This is a genomic window from Bradyrhizobium sp. SZCCHNRI2009 (assembly GCF_032485115.1).
Lineage (GTDB): Bacteria > Pseudomonadota > Alphaproteobacteria > Rhizobiales > Xanthobacteraceae > Bradyrhizobium.
In genome coordinates this window covers 1-19400 of sequence record NZ_JAUEUH010000002.1, presented here as the reverse complement: position 1 = coordinate 19400, position 19400 = coordinate 1, and the positions used below count along the sequence as shown (strand labels likewise).

At 63.8% G+C, this 19400-nt stretch carries 18 protein-coding genes; 6 read left to right on the top strand and 12 right to left on the bottom strand.

From position 1 onward, the window contains the following. Window positions 1-73 precede the first annotated feature (73 nt). The 6 genes from QX041_RS07810 to QX041_RS07785 all read right to left on the bottom strand — a co-directional run bounded on the left by QX041_RS07810 (window position 74) and on the right by QX041_RS07785 (window position 6650). Window positions 74-1231, bottom strand: coding sequence for a glycosyltransferase (locus tag QX041_RS07810; RefSeq protein WP_316164861.1), 1158 nt, complete (start codon window positions 1229-1231; stop codon window positions 74-76). Window positions 1232-1292: 61 nt separating this feature from the next. Beyond that, complete coding sequence (locus QX041_RS07805) at window positions 1293-2612, bottom strand: DUF4910 domain-containing protein (protein ID WP_316164860.1); 1320 nt, start codon at window positions 2610-2612, stop codon at window positions 1293-1295. Window positions 2613-2636: 24 nt separating this feature from the next. Next, window positions 2637-3605 (bottom strand): hypothetical protein, encoded by a 969-nt coding sequence (locus tag QX041_RS07800; protein ID WP_316164859.1) that lies wholly within the window; start codon window positions 3603-3605, stop codon window positions 2637-2639. A 103-nt stretch (window positions 3606-3708) separates the two neighbouring features. After that, on the bottom strand, window positions 3709-4251 hold the full coding sequence (locus QX041_RS07795) for a dTDP-4-dehydrorhamnose 3,5-epimerase (RefSeq protein WP_315752493.1): 543 nt from the start codon (window positions 4249-4251) through the stop codon (window positions 3709-3711). 41 nt (window positions 4252-4292) lie between these two features. Continuing rightward, a complete protein-coding gene (locus QX041_RS07790) occupies window positions 4293-5555 on the bottom strand; it encodes a class I SAM-dependent methyltransferase (protein ID WP_315752492.1) in 1263 nt (420 codons plus the stop codon). A gap of 57 nt (window positions 5556-5612) precedes the next feature. After that, window positions 5613-6650 (bottom strand): SDR family oxidoreductase, encoded by a 1038-nt coding sequence (locus QX041_RS07785; protein WP_315752491.1) that lies wholly within the window; start codon window positions 6648-6650, stop codon window positions 5613-5615. Window positions 6651-7028: 378 nt separating this feature from the next. Between QX041_RS07785 and QX041_RS07780 the strand changes: the two genes are divergently transcribed. Continuing rightward, on the top strand, window positions 7029-8129 hold the full coding sequence (locus QX041_RS07780) for a hypothetical protein (RefSeq protein WP_316164858.1): 1101 nt from the start codon (window positions 7029-7031) through the stop codon (window positions 8127-8129). A 97-nt stretch (window positions 8130-8226) separates the two neighbouring features. On the opposite strand, the gene QX041_RS07775 is transcribed toward QX041_RS07780, so the two are convergent. After that, on the bottom strand, window positions 8227-8880 hold the full coding sequence (locus tag QX041_RS07775) for a PIG-L deacetylase family protein (RefSeq protein WP_316164857.1): 654 nt from the start codon (window positions 8878-8880) through the stop codon (window positions 8227-8229). Further along, a complete protein-coding gene (locus QX041_RS07770; RefSeq protein WP_315717387.1) occupies window positions 8877-9674 on the bottom strand; it encodes a glucose-1-phosphate cytidylyltransferase in 798 nt (265 codons plus the stop codon). Before QX041_RS07770 ends, QX041_RS07775 begins: the two co-directional genes overlap by 4 nt. Window positions 9675-10178: 504 nt before the next feature. Between QX041_RS07770 and QX041_RS07765 the strand changes: the two genes are divergently transcribed. Then, the gene (locus QX041_RS07765) at window positions 10179-11651 is read left to right on the top strand and encodes an undecaprenyl-phosphate glucose phosphotransferase (protein WP_315752488.1); all 1473 of its coding nucleotides are present in this window, start codon (window positions 10179-10181) and stop codon (window positions 11649-11651) included. 207 nt (window positions 11652-11858) lie between these two features. Here QX041_RS07765 and QX041_RS07760 read toward each other — a convergent pair whose 3' ends face one another. The 3 genes from QX041_RS07760 to QX041_RS07750 all read right to left on the bottom strand — a co-directional run bounded on the left by QX041_RS07760 (window position 11859) and on the right by QX041_RS07750 (window position 14358). After that, the gene (locus QX041_RS07760; protein ID WP_315717385.1) at window positions 11859-12242 is read right to left on the bottom strand and encodes an H-NS histone family protein; all 384 of its coding nucleotides are present in this window, start codon (window positions 12240-12242) and stop codon (window positions 11859-11861) included. A 996-nt stretch (window positions 12243-13238) separates the two neighbouring features. Continuing rightward, window positions 13239-13646, bottom strand: coding sequence for a hypothetical protein (locus QX041_RS07755; protein ID WP_315717384.1), 408 nt, complete (start codon window positions 13644-13646; stop codon window positions 13239-13241). A 442-nt stretch (window positions 13647-14088) separates the two neighbouring features. Further along, the gene (locus QX041_RS07750; RefSeq protein ID WP_315827888.1) at window positions 14089-14358 is read right to left on the bottom strand and encodes a hypothetical protein; all 270 of its coding nucleotides are present in this window, start codon (window positions 14356-14358) and stop codon (window positions 14089-14091) included. A gap of 722 nt (window positions 14359-15080) precedes the next feature. On the opposite strand from QX041_RS07750, the gene QX041_RS07745 reads away from it, so the two are divergent. The 4 genes from QX041_RS07745 (at window position 15081) to QX041_RS07730 (ending at window position 18604) form a co-directional block, all read left to right on the top strand. Continuing rightward, entirely contained in the window at window positions 15081-16190 is a 1110-nt protein-coding gene (locus QX041_RS07745; protein WP_315717382.1) for a polysaccharide biosynthesis/export family protein, read from the top strand. Window positions 16191-16411: 221 nt separating this feature from the next. Beyond that, window positions 16412-16714 carry a hypothetical protein gene (locus tag QX041_RS07740; protein WP_315717381.1) on the top strand — a complete coding sequence of 101 codons (303 nt, stop codon included), beginning with the start codon at window positions 16412-16414 and terminating at the stop codon, window positions 16712-16714. Window positions 16715-16832: 118 nt separating this feature from the next. Continuing rightward, window positions 16833-17714: a sterol desaturase family protein gene (locus tag QX041_RS07735; protein WP_315827753.1), complete on the top strand. Its 882-nt coding sequence runs from the start codon at window positions 16833-16835 to the stop codon at window positions 17712-17714. Next, on the top strand, window positions 17714-18604 hold the full coding sequence (locus QX041_RS07730) for an alpha/beta hydrolase family esterase (protein WP_315717379.1): 891 nt from the start codon (window positions 17714-17716) through the stop codon (window positions 18602-18604). Before QX041_RS07735 ends, QX041_RS07730 begins: the two co-directional genes overlap by 1 nt. A gap of 62 nt (window positions 18605-18666) precedes the next feature. Here the strand turns inward: QX041_RS07730 and QX041_RS07725 are convergent, their stop codons facing one another. After that, on the bottom strand, window positions 18667-19086 hold the full coding sequence (locus QX041_RS07725) for a DOPA 4,5-dioxygenase family protein (RefSeq protein ID WP_316164856.1): 420 nt from the start codon (window positions 19084-19086) through the stop codon (window positions 18667-18669). Window positions 19087-19400 lie beyond the last annotated feature (314 nt).

The window sequence follows — 19400 nt, the reverse complement described above, 5'->3', positions numbered from 1 at the left end:
ATCGTTCGCGGCCGAGATCGGAGGCCGCGGGGAGCGATGACGTCTCCTTGTGGCGGAGAAAAGGATTGAAACGTCACTGCGCCAACAATACCGGCTTGCGATTTAACTCCTGCTCGCGCGTGATCGCCGGACCGGCCGCCATCGCGGCCAGCCTCTTCAGCCGATCCTTGCGGGCAGCGAGGCCCGGCATCGGCTGCAGACCCGTGGCCTCCAGGATCGTCTCCCACCGATACACCCAGTCATGCCGCATCAACGTCTGGACCATGCCGGTTCGCCGCATCCGGTCCTGGCGGACCGGATCGTCGTCCAGTTCCCTGATGACCCGGTCGATGTCGGGCGATGTATGCGGCACGTCGATCATCACCTCGGGCCAATCGAACAGCCGCGGAAACAGCTCGTTGTCGGGACGCTCGCCGAGCATGATGGCTCCCGCCGCCGCGCCCTCGAAATACCGATAGCCGAACTCGACCTGCCGCCCGGTCTCCTGCGGCTCGTCGAACTTGCCGGGATTGACCAGAAAATACCTGCTCCTCTTGGCGAGGTTTGCCATCTGCGTCCGGTGCTCCCGGAGATCGATGGCCTGGCTGCCGCCGATCGTGTCGTGGAGATAGAACAGGCCGCTGTCCCGCGCCATCGCGAGCAGTGATTGGTGCGTGACACGGGAGCGGCGTCCCATGCTAAAGACGTCGATGACCCTTGCGGGCGGATCGGGATAGGGACAAAACCGGATCGCATCGATGGCGAGCGGAAGATGCGCGCATGCCTTGCCGATCTCCTCGCTGAGCGGCTTCACCGTACTGATCTGGAACGGCATCACGACGTCGAACTTGGCGAGGATCTTCAGGAAATGCCGGTGCTTGGCGATCTCCTTCACCCAGAGCTCATCCAGCAGACACACCGAGGTCCTGCACGCGCCTCTCAGATCCTCGATCGCATCGAACATGATCAGGTCCTGCGGGAATCCGCAGATCGCGAACAGAACGTCGTATTGCTGTTGCGGCTCGATCCGCGCCAGCCCGGGATTCAACAGCACGGGCGCGTGGTAGCCCAGCCGGGTGGCGAAGCTCGCCCGTCGGCTCGACGGGTCGAGCACGGGCGCAAACATCTCGGCTGAATCGACCTCGCAGATGATGTCCTCGAACTCGACGTGAGGACCGCGATTGAGGGCTTTGCCGAAGATGTTTCGAAGTGAGAAGACGGCGATGCGGGGCTTGCCCGGCTGCGAACTCATGACGCCTCACTCTGGTGTTGTTGGATCACTTGCACGGTGCTGTGCGGAGAAGGCGGCGACGTCACGACGATGAAACCGGCGTTTGGATGAGACCCGCGTCCAGCGCGATCCGTGCGGCGGCATCGATGCGCGCGAACGGAACGTCGGCCCGGACCGCCATGTCGAGCAGGCTGTGCTTGCCATCCGCAAGGTTGAGGACCCACAGGAGGTCCATCTGCGTCGCACCGCCTGCCTCGCGCTGGCCGGCAATCGCGCGATACAGGCCGCGCCGTCCCAGTTGCGGCTCCCCTCGCCCATCGACGCGCTCATAGATGCAGTCGCGATCGAGCAGATCCAGCACCTCCTCGATGACCGCGTAGGATTGGTCGAGACAGTCCGGCTTGACGAAATTCAGATTGTCGGCCGAGGTGTGATATTCGGGGAACGTGCCGTGCACGCCGCGCATCAGGCACCCGACCGGCAGATCGAATCCCGGTGAGCAGAACTGCCGCTCGTCGTATCCATAGGGACTGAATGGCAGAATCTCATGCGGATGGCCGGCGTGCTTCAGGACATGGGCGACGGCGCGATCGATGCTCGCTCCGCTCCGGCTCTGCTTGTAGTGAAATCCACTGGGATCGCCGAGACAGGTGAGGACGAGGCCGTGTTCGACATGGCCGAGATTCCGCTCGTTGCGGTCGAGCCATGCGAGCGCGCCGATCGTTGCCGGCAGGAACAGAAATCGGTACCCGAGCCGGCGGGTCCGCTGCGCCTGCCGCATCGCCAGCGCCGTCATGACGGCAATCCCTGAGAGATTGTCGTTGGCGAGACTCGGGTGACAGATGTGACAGGTGATCAGGACTTCCTTGTCCGTCTGTCCAGGGACGAAGAATTCGCCATAGGTCAACGATCCCTGCGAGAGCTCGCTCTCGATCTCGACGCGGTAGCTGTCCTCCGTCATTTCCCGCCACAGACGGTCCGGCAGGCAGAAGCCCCAATCGTCGGCATAGTAGCCTGTCCGGTATGGAATGAGATCAGGCTGATCCGGCAAGCTATGGACGTGCTTGGCAAGCTCGGCACGGCTGAGCACTGCCTGGACCGGCTTGCTGTAGCCCATCACGTGCAGATTGTTGTCGGCGAAGTCGACGAGAACGCGACCCGACAGGGTCGAGATCGTCGCGCGACGAATGTTCCACTCCGCCGGCACATGCCAGTCCAGGACGGGCGTCCCGGAGGGTACCTCGTGAATCGTAAGACCCACGTGACGCGCGACAATGCCGAGCGTCTGCCGGACACCCGCCCCGGTGAGGCTGCGATTGATCGGAAACAGCTCAGCGACCAGATCGTGGAGATCGATCGCCGGCATTCTCGGACCAGCCGTGGATTTGAGGATGTCCAACATGGCGCGTCGACCCTACACCATCATTCAGGCCGACGCCTGCGCGGCATCGGCTGCGAGATCGCCGGTCGGCAGCGGCACGATCGTCGGCTGGTAGACCAGATACTCCGCGGGAGCTTCCACCTGATCGTATGGCGCGACGACCTCCTCAGGCAGCCGCGCAAGATCGGTCACCCGCAGGAAGTCGCGCAGGCTCGTGCCTGTCGACTCCGAATCGACGTTGATGGCGCCGCGCCGGCCGCTGACGTCGGCAAAATGCACGGTGCGGAAATCGATGCTGAACAGCGTCACGCCCGAGGTGTTCGGCACCGACGAATGCAGATGCGCTCCGGAGAAGATCGTGACGCCGCCGCTCGGCGCGATCACCCGTATCTGTGGATCCAGTGCAATCTCCTGCTCCGGCTTCGGCTGCACCCGTGTATCAGTCTTGATGTGCCGCGCCGCCGATGCGCGTGAGGTCCGGTTCCACTCGTAATAGTTATAGTTTCTGGAGCCGTTCTTGATCGCTTCGTCGAAATAGCGCGGGTGGAATGCAAGGCCGTTGTCCGGCGCAATGTCATACACCGGCAGCCACCAATTGAGCTGGCACGGCGGCGCCGAGTACCAGGTGTCGCGATGAGGGTGGAATGCGAATGCGATCCCGGTGGTGAGATAGTCGTCGCTCGTTGCCGACCGCAGCCGCGGCACGTCGAAATAGGTCAGCTCGGGGTCGCAGCCAAGCTCGCGGAGCGCTCCCTGCACCAGCTCCTTCGACCGGGCGTGATGAATGAAGAATGGCTTCAGCCTGACGAGAATCTCGACGTAGCGCTCGACAGGAAGCTCGAATTGCGCCGTCCGCGGATCGTAAGGATGAAACGCCTCCTCGATCAGCTCCCTGGCGAACGCCACCAGCGCATCGAGCGAAGGCGTCGGCGAGTACAGGAACAGCGCACCCTCGTACAGTTTCTGGCGCCGCTCGTCATCGGGCATGATGGCATCAACGAAAATGTTCGTCATTCCGTGATCCTCCTCGACAAATCGTCAGAACCTTCGAGGCGATCGGGCCGCTCCGGAGCCGCCAGATTCCTCCCCCAAGACACCTCGCTGCCGCCGTGCTGCTTCACCACAGCCCCCGTTCGGCAAGCGAGGGCCAGGCAGCATCCTTGGCCGACAACACCGTCACCGGCTGCGGCCATCGGATGCCGATCATCGGATCGTCGTGCCGGAAACCGTCCGAGAGCTCCTCGACATAATCCTCGCCCATCAGATACTCGACCGTCACGTCGTCGGTCAGCGTCTGGAATCCATGGGCAAAGCCCGCGGGGACGTAGAGCATCCGCGCCGTCGAGGGACCGAGCTCACAGGCATAGACCTCGCCGCGCGTCGCAGACTCCGGCCTGATGTCGACGATGACGTCGTGGATCAAGCCGGCGCTGCAGCGGACGATCTTGGCGTCAGGCTTCGGCGCACGCTGGAAATGCATTCCGCGGACGGTGCCGCGGCGTCGGGTCACCGAGCTGTTGCCCTGCACCGGGACAAACGCGATGCCCTGCTCCGCAAAGGTCTTCGCGCACCAGGTTCGCGTGAAGCTGCCGCGCTCGTCGGAGCGAACGGTCAGCTCGATCAGCCGCGCATCCGAACGTCCCAGCTGGACAAACCTCATGGCTCAAAACTCTTCGCGCAATCGTGCGGCAATGCCTTGCTCTACTCCTCGATGGTGGCCTTGGGGACCGGCACGATGAAGCGGCCGCCCCAATCGCGAATGGCCGCCATCTGCGCCTTGATCTCGCTCTTGATGTTCCACGGCAGGATCAGGACGTAGTCGGGCCTGGCTTCGAAGATCGCTTCCGGCGGCAGGATCGGAATGCGCACGCCCGGCATGTAGCGGCCCTGCTTGGACGGGGCGCGATCGACCGTGAAGTCGAGAAAATCGGTGCGGATCCCGCAATAATTGAGCAGCGTCACGCCCTTCGCCGGGGCTCCGTAGCCGACGATCTTCTTGTTGTCGCGCTTCAGCGCCGTCAGCAGCTCGAGCAGCGCCCGCTTCGTCTCTTTGACCTGCTCGTTCCAGGCCATGTAGATCGCGTCGTCATGCAGCCCATAGGCCCGCTCTCGTGCCAGAACATCGGCGACGTTCGGGCTCTCCGCATGAGCGGCGCCCGCGTGGCAGACGAAGAACCGGATCGAGCCGCCATGCGTTTCCGGGAGCTCGACGTCGAACACCCGCAAGCCCGCTTGGGCGAAGATGCGCAGGCCCGCGATCAGCGACAGATAGGAGAAATGCTCGTGATAGATGGTGTCGAACTGATGCCGCTGCATCAAGGTCAGCAGGTGCTGAACCTCGAAGGTCGCGACGCCCTCGGGGGCCAGCAGGATTTTGACGCCGCCGACGAAGTCGTTGATGTCGGGAACGTGTGCGAGCACGTTGTTGGCCGTGAGGAGATCGGCCGACCAGCCCTCCTCCCGGAGGCGGGCCGCATAGTCGCGGCCGAAGAACTCGACCCGGGTCTCGATGCCCTTGGCGCGCGCGGCCAGCGCAACGCTTTCGCAGGGTTCGACGCCGAGGCAGTCGATCCCCTTCTGGAGGGAGTATTGCAGCAGATACCCGTCATTTGACGCGATCTCGACATGCCGCGAGGCCGGACCGAGCTTGAAGCGATCGGCCATGGCTTCGACGTAGCACCGCGCGTGCTCGAGCCACGAGGTGGAGTGCGAGGAGAAATAGGCATAGTCGGCGCGGAAGATCTCGGACGCGGCCAGGAGGTCGCGTGTCTGCGCCAGACGGCACTCGCGGCAGACGAAGGTCTCCAGCGGATAGAACGGCTCCGCGCGCATGTAGTTGGCCGGATCGATGTAGTCGTTCGCAACCGGCGAGGCGCCGAGGTCGATCAGCTTGAGGGTCAGGTCGTCGCCGCAGTGCCGGCACTTGGGCGCGACGCCGACGGCGGTGGGAAGGGTCAGTTCCATGATGTCTCCGTCACTACTGTCTTTGCCGGCTGAGGCGAAGCGTCTGCCCCGGCGCGATCACGTCCATTGCAACCTGTCGTTGATCCTGGCCGTCTCCATGTGTTCCTGCAGGACCTTGAGACGGATCAGATCGGACGAGCGAAACTCGGCATCCTTGAACTGCATTCTCTTGAGACCATCGACCAGGTTCTGGATCGACTGGTCGAGGGTGACCTGCGGCTGATGATCAGGGGCGAGGGAGCGGTACAGGCCGAAATCGACCTTGTAGGAGCGGCTGTCCACCGGCGCGGAGGTGTTGATCGACACGCTGGTCCCCGGCACGCGCGCAGCCACCGCGTTGGCGAGATCCTTGACCTGGTAGTTGCGGTCGTCCGAGCCGGCATTGACGGTGAGGAAGCGGCCGCCCGTCGCCGCCGGCCTGTCGATGGCCCAGTCGATCGCCCGCGCCATGTCGGCGACGTCGATCAGAGGACGCCACGGGGTGCCGTCGGAGAGCACGCTGATCTGGCGACGGGTGAGCGCGCAGGCCACGAAATCGTTGAGGACGAGGTCGAGCCGCAGCCGATCCGACATGCCGCAGGCCGTCGCAAAGCGCAGACAGGTGATGGTCATGCCGGTGTCGATCGCGGCGAGTTCCTGCTCCGATCCGATCTTCGACTTGGCGTAGGCCGTGATGGGATTGAGCGGATCGCTCTCCTTGCGCGGCGGTCCGTCGGCGATGCCGTAGACGCTGCAGCTCGACGCGAACACGAAATTCTTCACGCCGGCCGCCGCAGCCCTCCTGGCGAGCGATACGGTGGCATTCTGGTTGACGTCGAGCGTCACATCCTGGAAGCGATTGCCCATCGGATCGTTGGAGATCGCCGCCAACTGGACCACGGCGTCATAACCGCGGAGGTCGAGCGACATGTCGCGGACGTCGCCATGGATCTGCTCGTCGAGACATCGCTCCGGAACAACCGGCGCTCCGGTCAGGCAGTGCGCGAAATAGGCGTTGTCGAAGCCGTGCAGCGTCGCATCCGGGCGCTGCGCCCGCAGATGCCGCGCGACGACCGGACCCACATAGCCCATGTTTCCGGTGATCAGTACCTTCAAAATCGCACCCTCTATGCCACAAGCCAAAACAAGAATTTAAATCATCCTGTAGTGGATTATAATTTAATATTCTAGCCAGCGTCCAGTGAATCCGTCGGCAAGCGACGCCGCCCGCCGATTTCTCCGGCACGACGCACAAAACTCCGGGAAAACCCGTGTATTTACCCCGACCCGCCTGATGTTGCGATCATCCGGCCGGCGCGGCATCAGGCCCCCTCTTGATTTAATTAATTCGCTCAATTAAATAATGCCGCAAAACGAACAAATGTTGATCGCAGACCTCGGCAGCTTTAATTCGATCCCTGCAAATGAGGCGTCCCGCGCGGGATGCCCCGCCCGCCTCGATGACGCATTGATTGAAGCATTGAAAGACAGAGCATGACACTATCCGCCGGCGACTGGGTCGAAGTGCGCAGCAAGGAAGAGATCCTGGCGACGCTCGATGCCAACGGACGCCTCGAAGGGTTGCCGTTCATGCCGCAGATGTTCAAATGGTGCGGCCAGCGCTTCCAGGTCTACAAGCGCGCCCACAAGACCTGCGACACGGTCACCGGATACAACACCGGAGAGTGGCTCGGACGGCGCCTCCCCGACGCGGTGCATCTCGAGCATCGCTGCGACGGCGAGGCCTATGGCGGCTGCCAGGCGGCCTGCCTGATCTTCTGGAAGGAGGCGTGGCTCACCCCGGTCGATCCGGCCAAACCAGCGTCGGCCGGCCCGGATCGCGCGGCTCCCCTTCCGCCGCCCGGCGGCTGCACGGTGCGCGCGGTGTGGGATGCGACCAAGTCGCCGGACCAGCAGCCGGGAAAGGGCCCGCGCTACGCCTGCCAGGCGACCGAGCTGCCGACCTACACCCAGCCGCTCAAATGGTGGGACGCCCGGCAATACGCCGAGGACATCGCGTCCGGCAATGTCTCGCTCGCGAAGATGTTCCGGGGCTTCCTCTACTTCGCCTATGTCGGCGCCACCATGGCGCGTCGTCCCCGGCTCGGCCGGCCCGCGCGTTGGATCTACGACCGCGTCCAGTCGCTGTGGGGCGGCGTACCGTTTCCGCGCAAGCGCGGCGATCTCCTAACGGACAAGGACGCGCCGATCGCCGATCTCGGGCTGCAGCCCGGTGATCTTGTCCGCGTGCGCCCGCACCAGGACATCCTGGCCACCATCGACAAACAGACCAACAACCGCGGCATGGGCTTCGACGCCGAGATGGTGCCCTATTGCGGCAAGGTGTTCCGGGTGCGAACGCGGGTCGAGAAGTTCATCGACGAACGCACCGGCTACATCCGGCGGATGAAGACGCCGGCCGTCATCCTCGACGGCGTCTATTGCCAGTCGCGCTACAGCGAGAACCGGTTGTTCTGCCCACGCGGCATCTATGCGTGGTGGCGCGAGGTCTGGCTGGAGAAGGTGCCGTCCACCGCAATCGAGCGGCCGCCGGCAGAGGAGATCGTCGAACTTCCCCGACGGGCGGCCGGCTGACCGCCGGGCGCAGCGACGCATCGCGGCCAAGCGCCGATCATCTCCTCGCCGATCGGATATCGATGCGCCCTTCGCGGCGAGCGCCTTCGGCCGCCGTTCACCCCAGTGACAGCTTGCGCGCGACGAATGCCTCGGCATAGCGCTCGGCGGCGCGGCATTCCATGCCCCGCAACCGCGCCAGTCCCATGAACGTTTCCGGGTCGAACCATTGCTTGGAGCGCTGGCTGCCGAAATGCGCCATCAGCAGCGCGACCTTCCGCTTCATGATCCGCTCGGAGACGGGCATGTAGACATTGGGCCGTCCGAGATCGCCATCCCATTTCGGAATCTCGTACTCCAGGACGAGATGATCGCGGAACGTGTTCCAGACCAGGCGGTTGACCTGCCGATGGTCCTGATGGGCGTCGTCGCGGCGGTGGGCGAGGATGACGTCGGGATTGATGCGGCCCTTGAGCTGCTCGAACCAGGCCTTGATCTCCTCGCCCTGCTCGGGGAAGAAGCCGTCGCGGAACTGCATGATCTCGAGATTGCGGCCGGCGGCCTCGGCGAGGAAATCCTCGGCAGACGCCCGCGCCTCGACGCCGCGCTCGCCATTGCCGCTGAGCACGCACCAATGAACATCCAGGCGGATGCCCTGGTCGAGCCAGGACAGCAGCGTGCCTCCGGCGCCGATCTCGATGTCGTCGGAATGCGCACCGAGGCACAGGACCGACAGCCGGTCGCCGCGACCGGCGAGCTGCAGCGCCCTCATCCGTTCACCACAGCCGGAAGGCTGGAGCCGAGATGCCAAGGCGTGTCGCCGCGCTCGATCATCTCCTCGAGCACCTGGCGGTCGCGGAGCGTGTCCATGGCCCGCCAGAACCCTTCGTAGCGGTAGGCCATCAGCTCGCCGCGGTCGATCAGCCGCTTGAACGGCTGCACGACCAGCTCATCCCCCTCCTCGATATAGTCGAAGATCTCCTTGCGGAAGATGAAGTAGCCGCCGTTGATCCAGATGTTGGAATCATTGCTCGCCGCCATGCGGCCCACGGTGCCGTCGGCGTCGAATTCGGCGAGGTGGAAGCTGATCGGCGGATGGATGGCGATGAAGCAGCCGATCTTCCCGCTGCGCTTGAAACGATCGATCATCTCCGGCAGCGGCGCGTCCGTCAGGCCGTCGCTGTAGTTGGCGAGAAAGATCTCCTCGCCCTCGACCATGTGCCGGACGGCCCGCAGTCGCTGGCCGATGTTGCGCCAGATGCCGGTGTCCACCAGCGAGACCCGCCAATCCGGTGGGCGATCGCCCAGCAGCTCGACCTTCCTGCCGAACTGCGAGATCGTACAGTCGGTGGTGGACGCCTGATTGTAGTTCAGGAAATACTCCTTCACCACATTGGCCTTGTAGCCCAGGCACAGAACGAAATCCCGGTGCCCGTACTGGCTGTAATACTGCATGACATGCCAGAGGATCGGCTGATGGCCGATCGGGATCATCGGCTTCGGAATGCTGTCGGAGTATTCCCGGATCCGCGTCCCGAGTCCTCCACAGAACAATACGACCTTCATGGCGCGACGTCCTTCGGGTTCTCGATCGTTGAAATGAGCATCATTATCTTCCAATCTCGCCGGCCGGCCTCGGAGACGGCTCGCCGTGCCCCCGTTTCGCCCTCCCGACTGCGCGAGGAAAACCTCCCCTGCATTCGGTCTGCTGCGGACGTCACCCGCGTCGCGGGCGCCCGGCTCCGGATTAATAATCCAATTATATTTATTTTTAAATGCCGTTCTTGGCGTCCGGCATTGAAATATCCGCCGCACGAACATTAATCCGCCACACCGGCATTTGCCGGGACCGCCTGGAGGGCGCGCGCTCGGCATCGTTTCCGCGCTTCAAGAACCGCCATTCCGGTGTCATCGACCTCGTCGCGGTATCGGGAGATGATCCGCGGTATCGGGAGATAATCCGGCGGCGCGAATAAATCCCAATGGCAATTTTTAACTGTTTAAATTAAATACCAAAACATATAATGACGGCTAACCGCTATTTAACCGAGTTTCGAACACCGACATCCCATGCATTACGTGGATCAGCCCGAGACTCTCGACCGAAACGGAATGCCGACCGTCCTCGTGGAACGGCAATTCCAAGGGCGCAAATGGCCCGTCCACTACGACTCGGTGGAGCCCTTCGCGATCGTGGCGGACATCGCAACGATCACCATGTCGAGCGTCCTGTCCGGGTTTCTGTATCACCTGCAGGATGCGGCGGGCGCCAACGACGTCAGTAAATCGCTCGGCCTGGCGATCCTCGTGTCGGCACTGTTCGTCTCGCTGATGAAGATCCGCGGGATGTACCGGCCGGCCGAGCTGCTGATCCTGCCGCGCCAGATCCGCGCGGCCTGCCTGACCTGGGTCACGGCGTTCCTCGTGTTGGCCGGCGCGCTGTTCGCGCTCAAGATCGGGAGCGAATTCTCACGCGGCAGCAGCATCGTATTCGCGATGCTCGGGCTCGTGGCGCTGATCCTGCATCGCCGGACCACCGCCTATCTGCTGGCAAAGGGGCTGGCGGAGAGACGGTTTTCGGGCCGCAACATCGTTCTGATCACCGATGAAGCCAGCAAGGACAACCCTGGACTGACCCAGGTGCTCACCGACACCGGCTTTCGCGTCCAGCGACACTTCCTGCTTCCCGAGCCCGACGCGGATCCGGATCAGCGACAGCGGATCGTCTCCAGCGTGATCGACTATGTGCGCGGCTCCGACATCGAAGAGATCGTCGTCGGCGCCAATCCCGAACCCTTGTCCGACCTGCGCACGCTCGGCGCCGAGCTGAGAGTCCTGCCGTTTCCAGTGAGTTTCGTGCCGCTCGGAACGGCGTCGGACCTCTTCAAGCGGCCGTGCCGCGAGCTCGGCAATGCGGTCTGCATCGAGCTGCAGCGCGGCCTGCTGAGCCCGCTCGAACACGCCACCAAGCGGCTCATGGATGTCATGCTGGCGGGCATCGCGCTGGCATTGATGTCGCCGCTGCTGCTGCTGGTGGCGATCGCCATCAAGCTCGACTCGGCCGGGCCAGTGCTGTTCCGGCAGCAGCGCTGTGGATTCAACGGCCGATCTTTTCAGATCTACAAGTTTCGCACGATGTCCGTTCTCGAGGACGGGCCTTCGATCGTCCAGGCCCAGATCGGCGACAGCCGGTTCACCCGGCTCGGGACCTGGCTGCGCCGGACCAGCATCGATGAGCTGCCGCAGCTGCTCAACGTCCTGGACGGCAGCATGTCCCTGGTCGGTCCCCGCCCCCACGCATTGGCGCACGACAACGAATTCGACAAGCTCGTGCGCAACTACGCGTTCCGTCGCCGCGTCAAGCCCGGACTGACCGGCTGGGCGCAGGTGCATGGCTGCCGCGGCCCGACGCCCACGCGTGCGTCGATCGAACAGCGCGTCGAATTCGATCTCTGGTACATCGACAATTGGAGCCTGTCGCTCGACATCGCGATCCTGCTGAGGACGCCGATCGAGCTGATCCGCGGCAACAATGCCTATTAGGCGCATTCGCAACGGATGATGATCGCGAGCCCATCGGCGGAGCCGTGCGGGCAGATCGGACCGATTTCAGGGTTTTGGCCGGCGGATCGCAACATGGGCGTCAGACCGCTCACATGTCGCTCCCCAATGCAGACAGTGCGAATCAGGTGCCGCATCGACGCGGCACGTCGCTCAAACTCTGAACGGGCCTGACTGAAGCTACCTCGATCAGGCGCGCTGACGGCGACTTTTCGAAGCGGCAGCCCCATTGATCGCAAACTCCTCGATCCGATGCCCGGTCTTGATCGCCGCCACCAGCCAACGCGGCTGCTTGCCTCGGCCGGACCAGGTCTCGGAGGTCTGCGGATTGCGATACTTCGGCAGCACGCGGGGATATTTGCGCCGCGCCTTGCCGCTCGTGGTGTAGGACTGCCCACTCTCGCTGCCGGCACCTTCGATGGCACCGCGGCTGCGGTTGAGAACCGCCAGTCGACGTTCGAGCTCGCGCTTCTCCGACGTGATCCTCACGGCGAGGATCTGACTGATCTGCTCGTGGAGAGACCAGAGGTCATCGAAGGACATCGCCTCGAAATCGATCTTCTTGGTGGACATACAGCGACCTTTGTCTGTGATCTCTATCCTGCCGGATTAACGTCATATAATTCGGTATTTCGTTCCGCAAGTGGCTCGTGGTCGGAAAAACTGAATATTTGAGTTATACCACCCCGGCCAAGCCAAATGGTTGTAACTCAAATAAAGTGCAACCTGCAACCCCGTTTCCGAAACGATGTCGCGCCGCCTTCGAGATTGCGGCAGCATTCGTCTGCACACCGGAAGAAGTCGCCGAATCAACACGATTCTGCGACGAATTCGCAGCATATTACGGCAAGACCGCGTCAAAGTGACGTAGTTTCGATGATCGAACTTGCGCGTATTTGATAGCTGATATTCTCCCCACGCCATGGTTTTCAAAGCTGCCGCGGCGGACTTACAACCTATTCGAGCGAGCACCCTGATAACCCGGACCGAGATATTTTTGCATGCGCACAAAATGTCGCGAGCGAGTTTAATTGAGCACGCCATCGTGAATATGCCGCAAAGCCGCCGACATTGTTCCGGCGAATCAAACGCCTTCCCCAAATATTGAACCCTTCAGGAGCGTTCGCGCGAATCAGACTCGCTCACGTCGCGCCGACAGCATCCGGGGGGCGCGCGGCGTCAGACGGGCACACCATCGGCAGCGGAACTAACTGCCGCTGCGATCGGCCGTGAGGTTGAGGACGGCTGCGGACACCCGGCGGCCGATCCCGGCACCCGTTGTCCAAAGTCATCGCTCGTGGGGGCTACGTCAGAGGCCCGTGCGCCAGGTGAAGCGGCAGCATCGCATGGTTCGCCGCGATATGGTTTCCGGCCCGTCTCGGAGCGCCGTCTTGCGGGACACGACGGCTGAAGAACGTCCAGATGACATCCGGCCGTCGAGCGCCACCGACAGCCGCACTGGGCGACCTGATGCGTCATCAGGGGTCAATGCCGAGCGGCTGTCGCCTCGCGCCGGCAACCGGCGCGGCCATGACGGCCGGCCGGCGCGGCGATCAAATTCCGATGCGATTATTTCTGCTGCCTGGTTCGACCCGGCACCGCCGGCCGGGGCGGAATCAAGTGCGCCGTCCCGCGGCCGTGCCGCGTGGCCATCGGGCGACGCCTGGAAGCCGTGGACTTCTTCGCGCGTTTGCCGAGGCTGCTGCTGATGGATTGGATCTCATCGAGCAAGGCATCACAAAGCTCGATCTGCGACCGCAGCGCGGATTGCTGCGAACGGCCCGACGTTGGCCGGCCGAAACGTAATTTGGCAAGGCGTATTTTATTCAGCGATTTCAGGACGGCCTTCAAAGCGCTACCGCCGCCACCCATCTCAATATCCTCAATCAACGCGGCACCAAGCTCGTCACACAAGGACGGACCCCACTCGTTGGCGAGTTTCGAGGGCTTCTTCGCCGAATGCCGCCGAACCGTCATCGCAACGATGCACGAATTCGATTTTCGGCATTAAATTAACCACTCGCGACAAGTTAATTTACCATTTGACATCAAGACATTAAATACTTCTAGCGCTCGCTGCGGTTTGCAGTAAAATGCTACCGCATTGCCAGAAAGGTATTTTTAAGTACCTTTCGTCCGGTACAATTGAAGCTTTAGTTTGTTCAGTCTACCCTTTTATGTCTCCGACCGTGCAGAATCGTCTCTACACAATTAATTTAATTCTAGATTACGTAAGAATACGGTGCGGAGCTGCCCATTTAATCGTCTGCGCGATGATCGACGCTCCCCGAACGCGGCGGGACCGGCCGAGCACCGCCCTTATCGGCCATCGCGGCCGCCATCTTGCGCCGAGATTGACCATGACTCGGCCGAGCGGAGCGTCCAGCGCCGTTCGGAGACGTCGAGGAAGGGGCCCAGGTTACCACAACATGGGCCGCGCCGGCGCCCCGCACACCAGCGCGCGGCGGTACAGCACGCCCCGGGGCGTCTCGACGGCGACGCGCCGAATGCATCCGGGATGAAGCGCGAGATTGTAATGAAACGGAGTGGCCTCGAATGCCCCGTGCAGCCGGCAGAGTCGGCTGAGATCCGGCCCGCACTCCGTCAGCGGATAGAGGCCGCGCGCCGACGCGGGATCGGATAGGCCCGTGAGGGCGATCGCGAAAGCGCCTGCGGCGATCCTGATCACGTTCGACAATTGCGTGCTCCGTTGCAAACAGCCTCAAAGGCTGGCGCAGCAGCATAGACTTGATCGGCGGCCTAGGAAAACCGGCCGCCCGCATGCGGTCCCGCCGCCCGCACGGCCTTCGAATCTCGCCGATTACAGAGGCGCCTGGGCGGCGCGGGTTCGCCTCCCTCGGCTGTCCGGCTGCCTCGGCTCACCGACGCGCTGCGCGGACTGCGATGTCGTCGCGCCTGCTCGAGCGAAGCGACTCAGGCTAACCGTTGCGCAACGGCTTTGTGCTTAAAATTGCTCGGGTTCTGTTAGGTCGAATGGATCGTCCCTCCACCGTGGGACCCTCCGGCGGCGTCGACAGCCTTGAGTGGTAATATGGTAATGTCAGACTGTGGCCTAATTGGCACGGCCGGGCAAAAGCGGACCAACCGGAATGGCGGTGCGCTTTCGTCCGGTATGGCCGCCGGGTAGGTTGAAACAAGTGGGACGTTCTCCCTTCTTGGTGAGGGAGCAGCGTGGGGAACGTATTTTTGCTGTATTTGGGGAAGCGTTTGAAAGCCTTGATCAAGCCGCCCGGGTCGACCGGTGGCGGGGCTGCTGTGCGCAAGAGCGCAGCGGGCCCGAAGGGCTTTCGTGGCCTTCGCCGTGGCTCGCGCGCGCTCTTAACTCTGGCGATCCTGGCGCTTCTGCCAGCCTGCTCCCTGCTTCCCGGGACGGGGCCGACCAGCGACGCAGTGAGCGACAATGCCACGGCCAGCGTGCGGTCGAATACGGCGCTCCCCTATGCGCTGGTCGACGTCAGCCCCGAGACGATCGGCTTCCTGTCGCAGCCCAACATGGTCACGTTCCAGGGCGTGTTTCCCGACAAGCGGCCGAAGCCGGTGCAGCTCGCCGGCATCGGTGACGTGCTGAACGTGTCCATTTTCGAAGCCGCCCCAGGCGGGCTGTTCACGCCGGCCACGGCCGCCGGCGCCCGACCTGGCAACTTCGTGGATCTGCCGGCGCAGGCGGTGGACCAGCAAGGCAATATCCGCGTTCCCTATGCGGGCGAGATCGCCGCCGCCGGCCGGACGCTGCCGCAGATCGAGCAGGAGATCGTCCTCCGGCTGCAGAAGCGCGCCCTCGAGCCGCAGGTCGTGGTCAGCCTGAACCAGCAGCATTCCAGCGTGGTCAGCGTGCTCGGCGACGTCAACACGCCGGGCGTGCTGGCCCTCAACAGCGTGGGTGAACGCCTGCTGGCGGTGATCGCGCGTGCGGGCGGCCCGAGGCACGAGGCGATCGAAAGCTACGTGACCCTGCAGCGGGACGGCAAGCGCGTGCGCGTGCTGCTCAGCCGCGTGGTGCAGGATCCGCGCGAGAACATCTTCATCCGCCCGAACGACGTCATCTACATCACGCGGGAATCCCCGACGTTTACGGCCCTCGGCGCCCTCAACCAGAACGTCTTCGGCTTCAATTCCGAGATTGCGTTCGATACGGAGACGCTGACGCTGGCCCAGGCGATCGGCAAGGCGGGCGGCCTGAACGACCAGCAATCGGATCCCGCCGAGGTCTTCCTCTATCGCTACGAGGAGCGCCCGCTACTGCAGAAGCTCGGCATCGATACCAGCCGCTTCATCTACGACCGCATTCCGACCATCTACCACGTCAACCTGCGCGATCCCTCCGGCATGCTGCTGGCTTCGGGCTTCCAGATGCGCAGCAAGGACGTGATGTACGTCGCCAATGCCAAGGTGGTCGACTACTACAAGCTTCTGACCCTGATCAACAACACGGCGACGACGACGTCCAACACGGCCACCGCGGTGATCAACGTCAACACGGCGACAAAGACCCGGTGGTGAAGCGCAACGGCGGGCCGGTAGCGGCCTGAACGGGAGCGGCGGGCCGGAGTCCGCCCCGCTCGAGGTTGCGGCATCGGACGGCCGTCGTGTGACAAGCCGTGACAATCCAGCCAATCGCCGCGACCAAACGACACCGGCGGTGCATCCGGCCGCGACATCGAACGCGCAGTATCCCTCTGCAGGCGACACGATCGCCCGCGCGAACGAATTGGGAGACTGACGTGAAGACATCCATCGCGACATTTCTGCTCGTGGCAGTCCTTTCGGCGGCAGCAGCGGTCGACGCGAATGCCTGGACCCGCAGCGGCTCGGTCACCGGACCGCGCGGCACCACCTCATTTGGCGGCTCCGGTAGTTGCTCCGGGGGTGCCTGCGCCTGGCAGGGTGGCGGCACGGGTCCCGCCGGCCGCAGCTGGTCGCGCTCTGGCTCCGCGAGCTGCAGCGACGGCAGCTGCACCCGGCAGGGCCAGGGCACGGGACCGCGCGGCAATTCCTACAGCTACAGCCGCACCGTCACGCGCTGAACGGACGCCGCGGCGCCGCTGGCCGTGGTCCTCCCGAAGCAATTGACATCGCCGGTCCGCTTGCTGTTCCGGAGCGGACCGGCGCGCCGTCTCCATCCGATGACGCCGGACACGCGCCATGCCCATCCTCCCTTCCCTGCCCCCATCGACCCGCATGATCGTGCTGCTGACGGCGGTCGGCTTCATGACGCTGGAATATGGGCTCGGCCGGCTCGCCGGTCGCGAGACTCACGACCTGCGCGAGACCGCGGCCTCGTTCGCCATCGCGGTCGGACAGCACCTCATCCGCGCAATGGTCGCGCTCGTCGCAGCCGTTCCCTTCATCATCGCCTATCGCCACAGGATGTTCGATTTCGATCCGAGCCGGCCGCTGGCCCTGCTCGCATTGTTTCTCGCCAGTGAGTTCGTCTATTATTGGCACCATCGCGCCTCGCATCGGGTTCGCTGGCTGTGGGCCACGCATGCCGTGCATCACTCTTCGACGCATCTGAACCTGACGGCGGCCATTCGTCTCGGCTGGACAAGCGAGATCTCCGGACATTTTCTGTTCTATCTGCCGCTGGCGCTGCTCGGCTTCCATCCGCTCGCGATCATCGCCATGCTCGGCGTCAATCTGCTCTACCAATTCTTCATCCATACCGAGCTCGCACCGCGTCTCGGTCCGCTCGAATATGTGCTGAACACGCCGCGACATCACCGCGTTCACCACGCGGCCAACGCGTCCTGTCTCGATCGCAATTATGGCGGCATGCTCATCATTTTCGACCGGCTGTTCGGTAGTTTCGCCGAGGCCCCGGCCGGCGAGACCTTGCGCTACGGCCTCGTCGGCGTTGCGCCGAGCGTCAATCCGTTGCGGATCGCATTTGGCGAATGGCTTGCGATCGCCCGCGATCTCGCGGCAGCCCGGAGCTGGGCGATGCGGCTGCGCGTGCTGATCGCTGCGCCCGGAGAGAAGCTCCACCAAGGGGAGTCCCCCGCCAGCCGAGAAGGATGCTCATGATGTCACATCGCCGATCATTCATGGCCGCCATGGCGGCCGCTCTGCTCGTGTCGACCACGGCGCTCGCCGCCGAGCGCGGCATCATCCTCGATACAAGCGACGGTCCGCGTCATGCGCTGGTGATGACCACGGGCAGGACGCCACAGCCGACCGTGATCGTGCTCCATGGCGCGCTCGGCAGCGGCGCCGGCACCGCCCGCACGACAGGCTTTGCCGAAGCCGCGAGAGCCCATGGCTTCGCCGCGGTCTTTCCCGACGGCGTCGACCGGCAATGGAATGACGGCCGCGACGGCCGCTCCGGCGGTCCCGATGATGTCGGCTTCATCCGCAACTTGGTCCGGCAGCTCGTCGCCGACGGCACGGCCGATTCCCGGCGCATCTATCTCGCCGGCATCTCGAATGGCGGCATGATGAGCTTCACCCTGGCCTGCAAGGCGCCGGAGCTGTTTGCCGGCATCGGCACGGTGATCGCCAACATGCCTGAAGGCATCGAGCCCTGCACCGCGCGGCCGGTGCCGGTGGTGATGATCAACGGCACGGCTGATCCCATGGTGCCCTATCGCGGCGGCGAGGTCGGGCTGCGCGGCGGGCGCGGCCGGGTGTGGAGCGCTGAAAAGACGGCGGAGTTCTTTGCGCGGCGCGACGGTTGCAGCGCACGGCAGGCCGTGGCGCTGCCGCATCGGGATCTCGCCGGCGACACCTCCGTCACGCAACTCAGCTGGCGCGATTGTCAGGTGATCGGCGGCGTGTCGCTGTATCGCGTCGAAGGTGGCGGACATGCCCTGCCCGGCCGCCGCCCGCTGGCGCCGCGCCTGCTCGGCCCGAGCAATTTCGACATCGATGCCGCCGAGGTCATTCTCCGCGCGTTTGATCTCGCGCGCACGCTGTAGTCCCGCAAGTCTGAAGGCTCCGAGCGTGCCGAGACGGAGCGGTCACCAATGGGCACGCGAGCTCAGGCGGCGATCGTCGGCGTGGTGTTCGGTTCGCGCGGCAGCTCTGCCTCGCCGTGCGAAGGAAGATTCTCACCGCGGATGCCGAGCGGCGGTCCGATCCACAACGCGTGCGCGGTGTGATCGGCCAACGGCTCCGTCGTATTCGGATGCACGAGCACGCTGAGGCGGCCATGATTGAGCATCAGCCATGGCACCAGCACTGGAAACACGTCGACCGCGAAGGCAACTTGATACATCGGCCGCTCGTGAGGCCCGACCAGCGCGTCATGCCAACGTCCGAGCGTCACGAGGAAGCGGTCGGCCATCCACTGCCGCAGCTGTGCCGCTTCGGCTCGAGTGGCATCATCGAAATAGATGTGGGCATGAAAGCTCGCAATTGCGCTCAGGCGATGCGGCTGCGCTGCCGAGGTCGTTTCCATCCGCGCCTCTCGATCAATTCAACCGCGTTGGCCGCACAGGCGAACCGATGCGGCGTGGTCATCCTAGCATCGCAGCCTGCCCTCGGTCGCGCCGCGAGTCATCGCCGGCGGACTCTGGCCTCGAGATCTCGGCGGGGCTCGAGCTTCGACCCCGGCAGCATGTCGCCGCGCGAACGACCGCACCATGACAAACGACAACGCCGCGCTGAGGTTTCAGCGCGGCGTTGTTGTTTTGGATTGTGAAGAGGGGATGTCCTTTGCAGGCCTGGCAGCGACCTACTCTCCCAGGGCTTGAGCCATAGTACCATTGGCGC

Coding starts and splice junctions, on each gene's coding strand:
- QX041_RS07735 (WP_315827753.1), top strand. CDS start 16,833: ATGCCCATCCTCCCTTCCCTGCCCCCATCGACCCGCATGATCGTGCTG.
- QX041_RS07770 (WP_315717387.1), bottom strand. CDS start 9,674: ATGAAGGTCGTATTGTTCTGTGGAGGACTCGGGACGCGGATCCGGGAA.
- QX041_RS07810 (WP_316164861.1), bottom strand. CDS start 1,231: ATGAGTTCGCAGCCGGGCAAGCCCCGCATCGCCGTCTTCTCACTTCGA.
- QX041_RS07800 (WP_316164859.1), bottom strand. CDS start 3,605: ATGACGAACATTTTCGTTGATGCCATCATGCCCGATGACGAGCGGCGC.
- QX041_RS07795 (WP_315752493.1), bottom strand. CDS start 4,251: ATGAGGTTTGTCCAGCTGGGACGTTCGGATGCGCGGCTGATCGAGCTG.
- QX041_RS07790 (WP_315752492.1), bottom strand. CDS start 5,555: ATGGAACTGACCCTTCCCACCGCCGTCGGCGTCGCGCCCAAGTGCCGG.
- QX041_RS07805 (WP_316164860.1), bottom strand. CDS start 2,612: ATGTTGGACATCCTCAAATCCACGGCTGGTCCGAGAATGCCGGCGATC.
- QX041_RS07725 (WP_316164856.1), bottom strand. CDS start 19,086: ATGGAAACGACCTCGGCAGCGCAGCCGCATCGCCTGAGCGCAATTGCG.
- QX041_RS07760 (WP_315717385.1), bottom strand. CDS start 12,242: ATGTCCACCAAGAAGATCGATTTCGAGGCGATGTCCTTCGATGACCTC.
- QX041_RS07755 (WP_315717384.1), bottom strand. CDS start 13,646: ATGACGGTTCGGCGGCATTCGGCGAAGAAGCCCTCGAAACTCGCCAAC.
- QX041_RS07775 (WP_316164857.1), bottom strand. CDS start 8,880: ATGAGGGCGCTGCAGCTCGCCGGTCGCGGCGACCGGCTGTCGGTCCTG.
- QX041_RS07780 (WP_316164858.1), top strand. CDS start 7,029: ATGACACTATCCGCCGGCGACTGGGTCGAAGTGCGCAGCAAGGAAGAG.
- QX041_RS07765 (WP_315752488.1), top strand. CDS start 10,179: ATGCATTACGTGGATCAGCCCGAGACTCTCGACCGAAACGGAATGCCG.
- QX041_RS07730 (WP_315717379.1), top strand. CDS start 17,714: ATGTCACATCGCCGATCATTCATGGCCGCCATGGCGGCCGCTCTGCTC.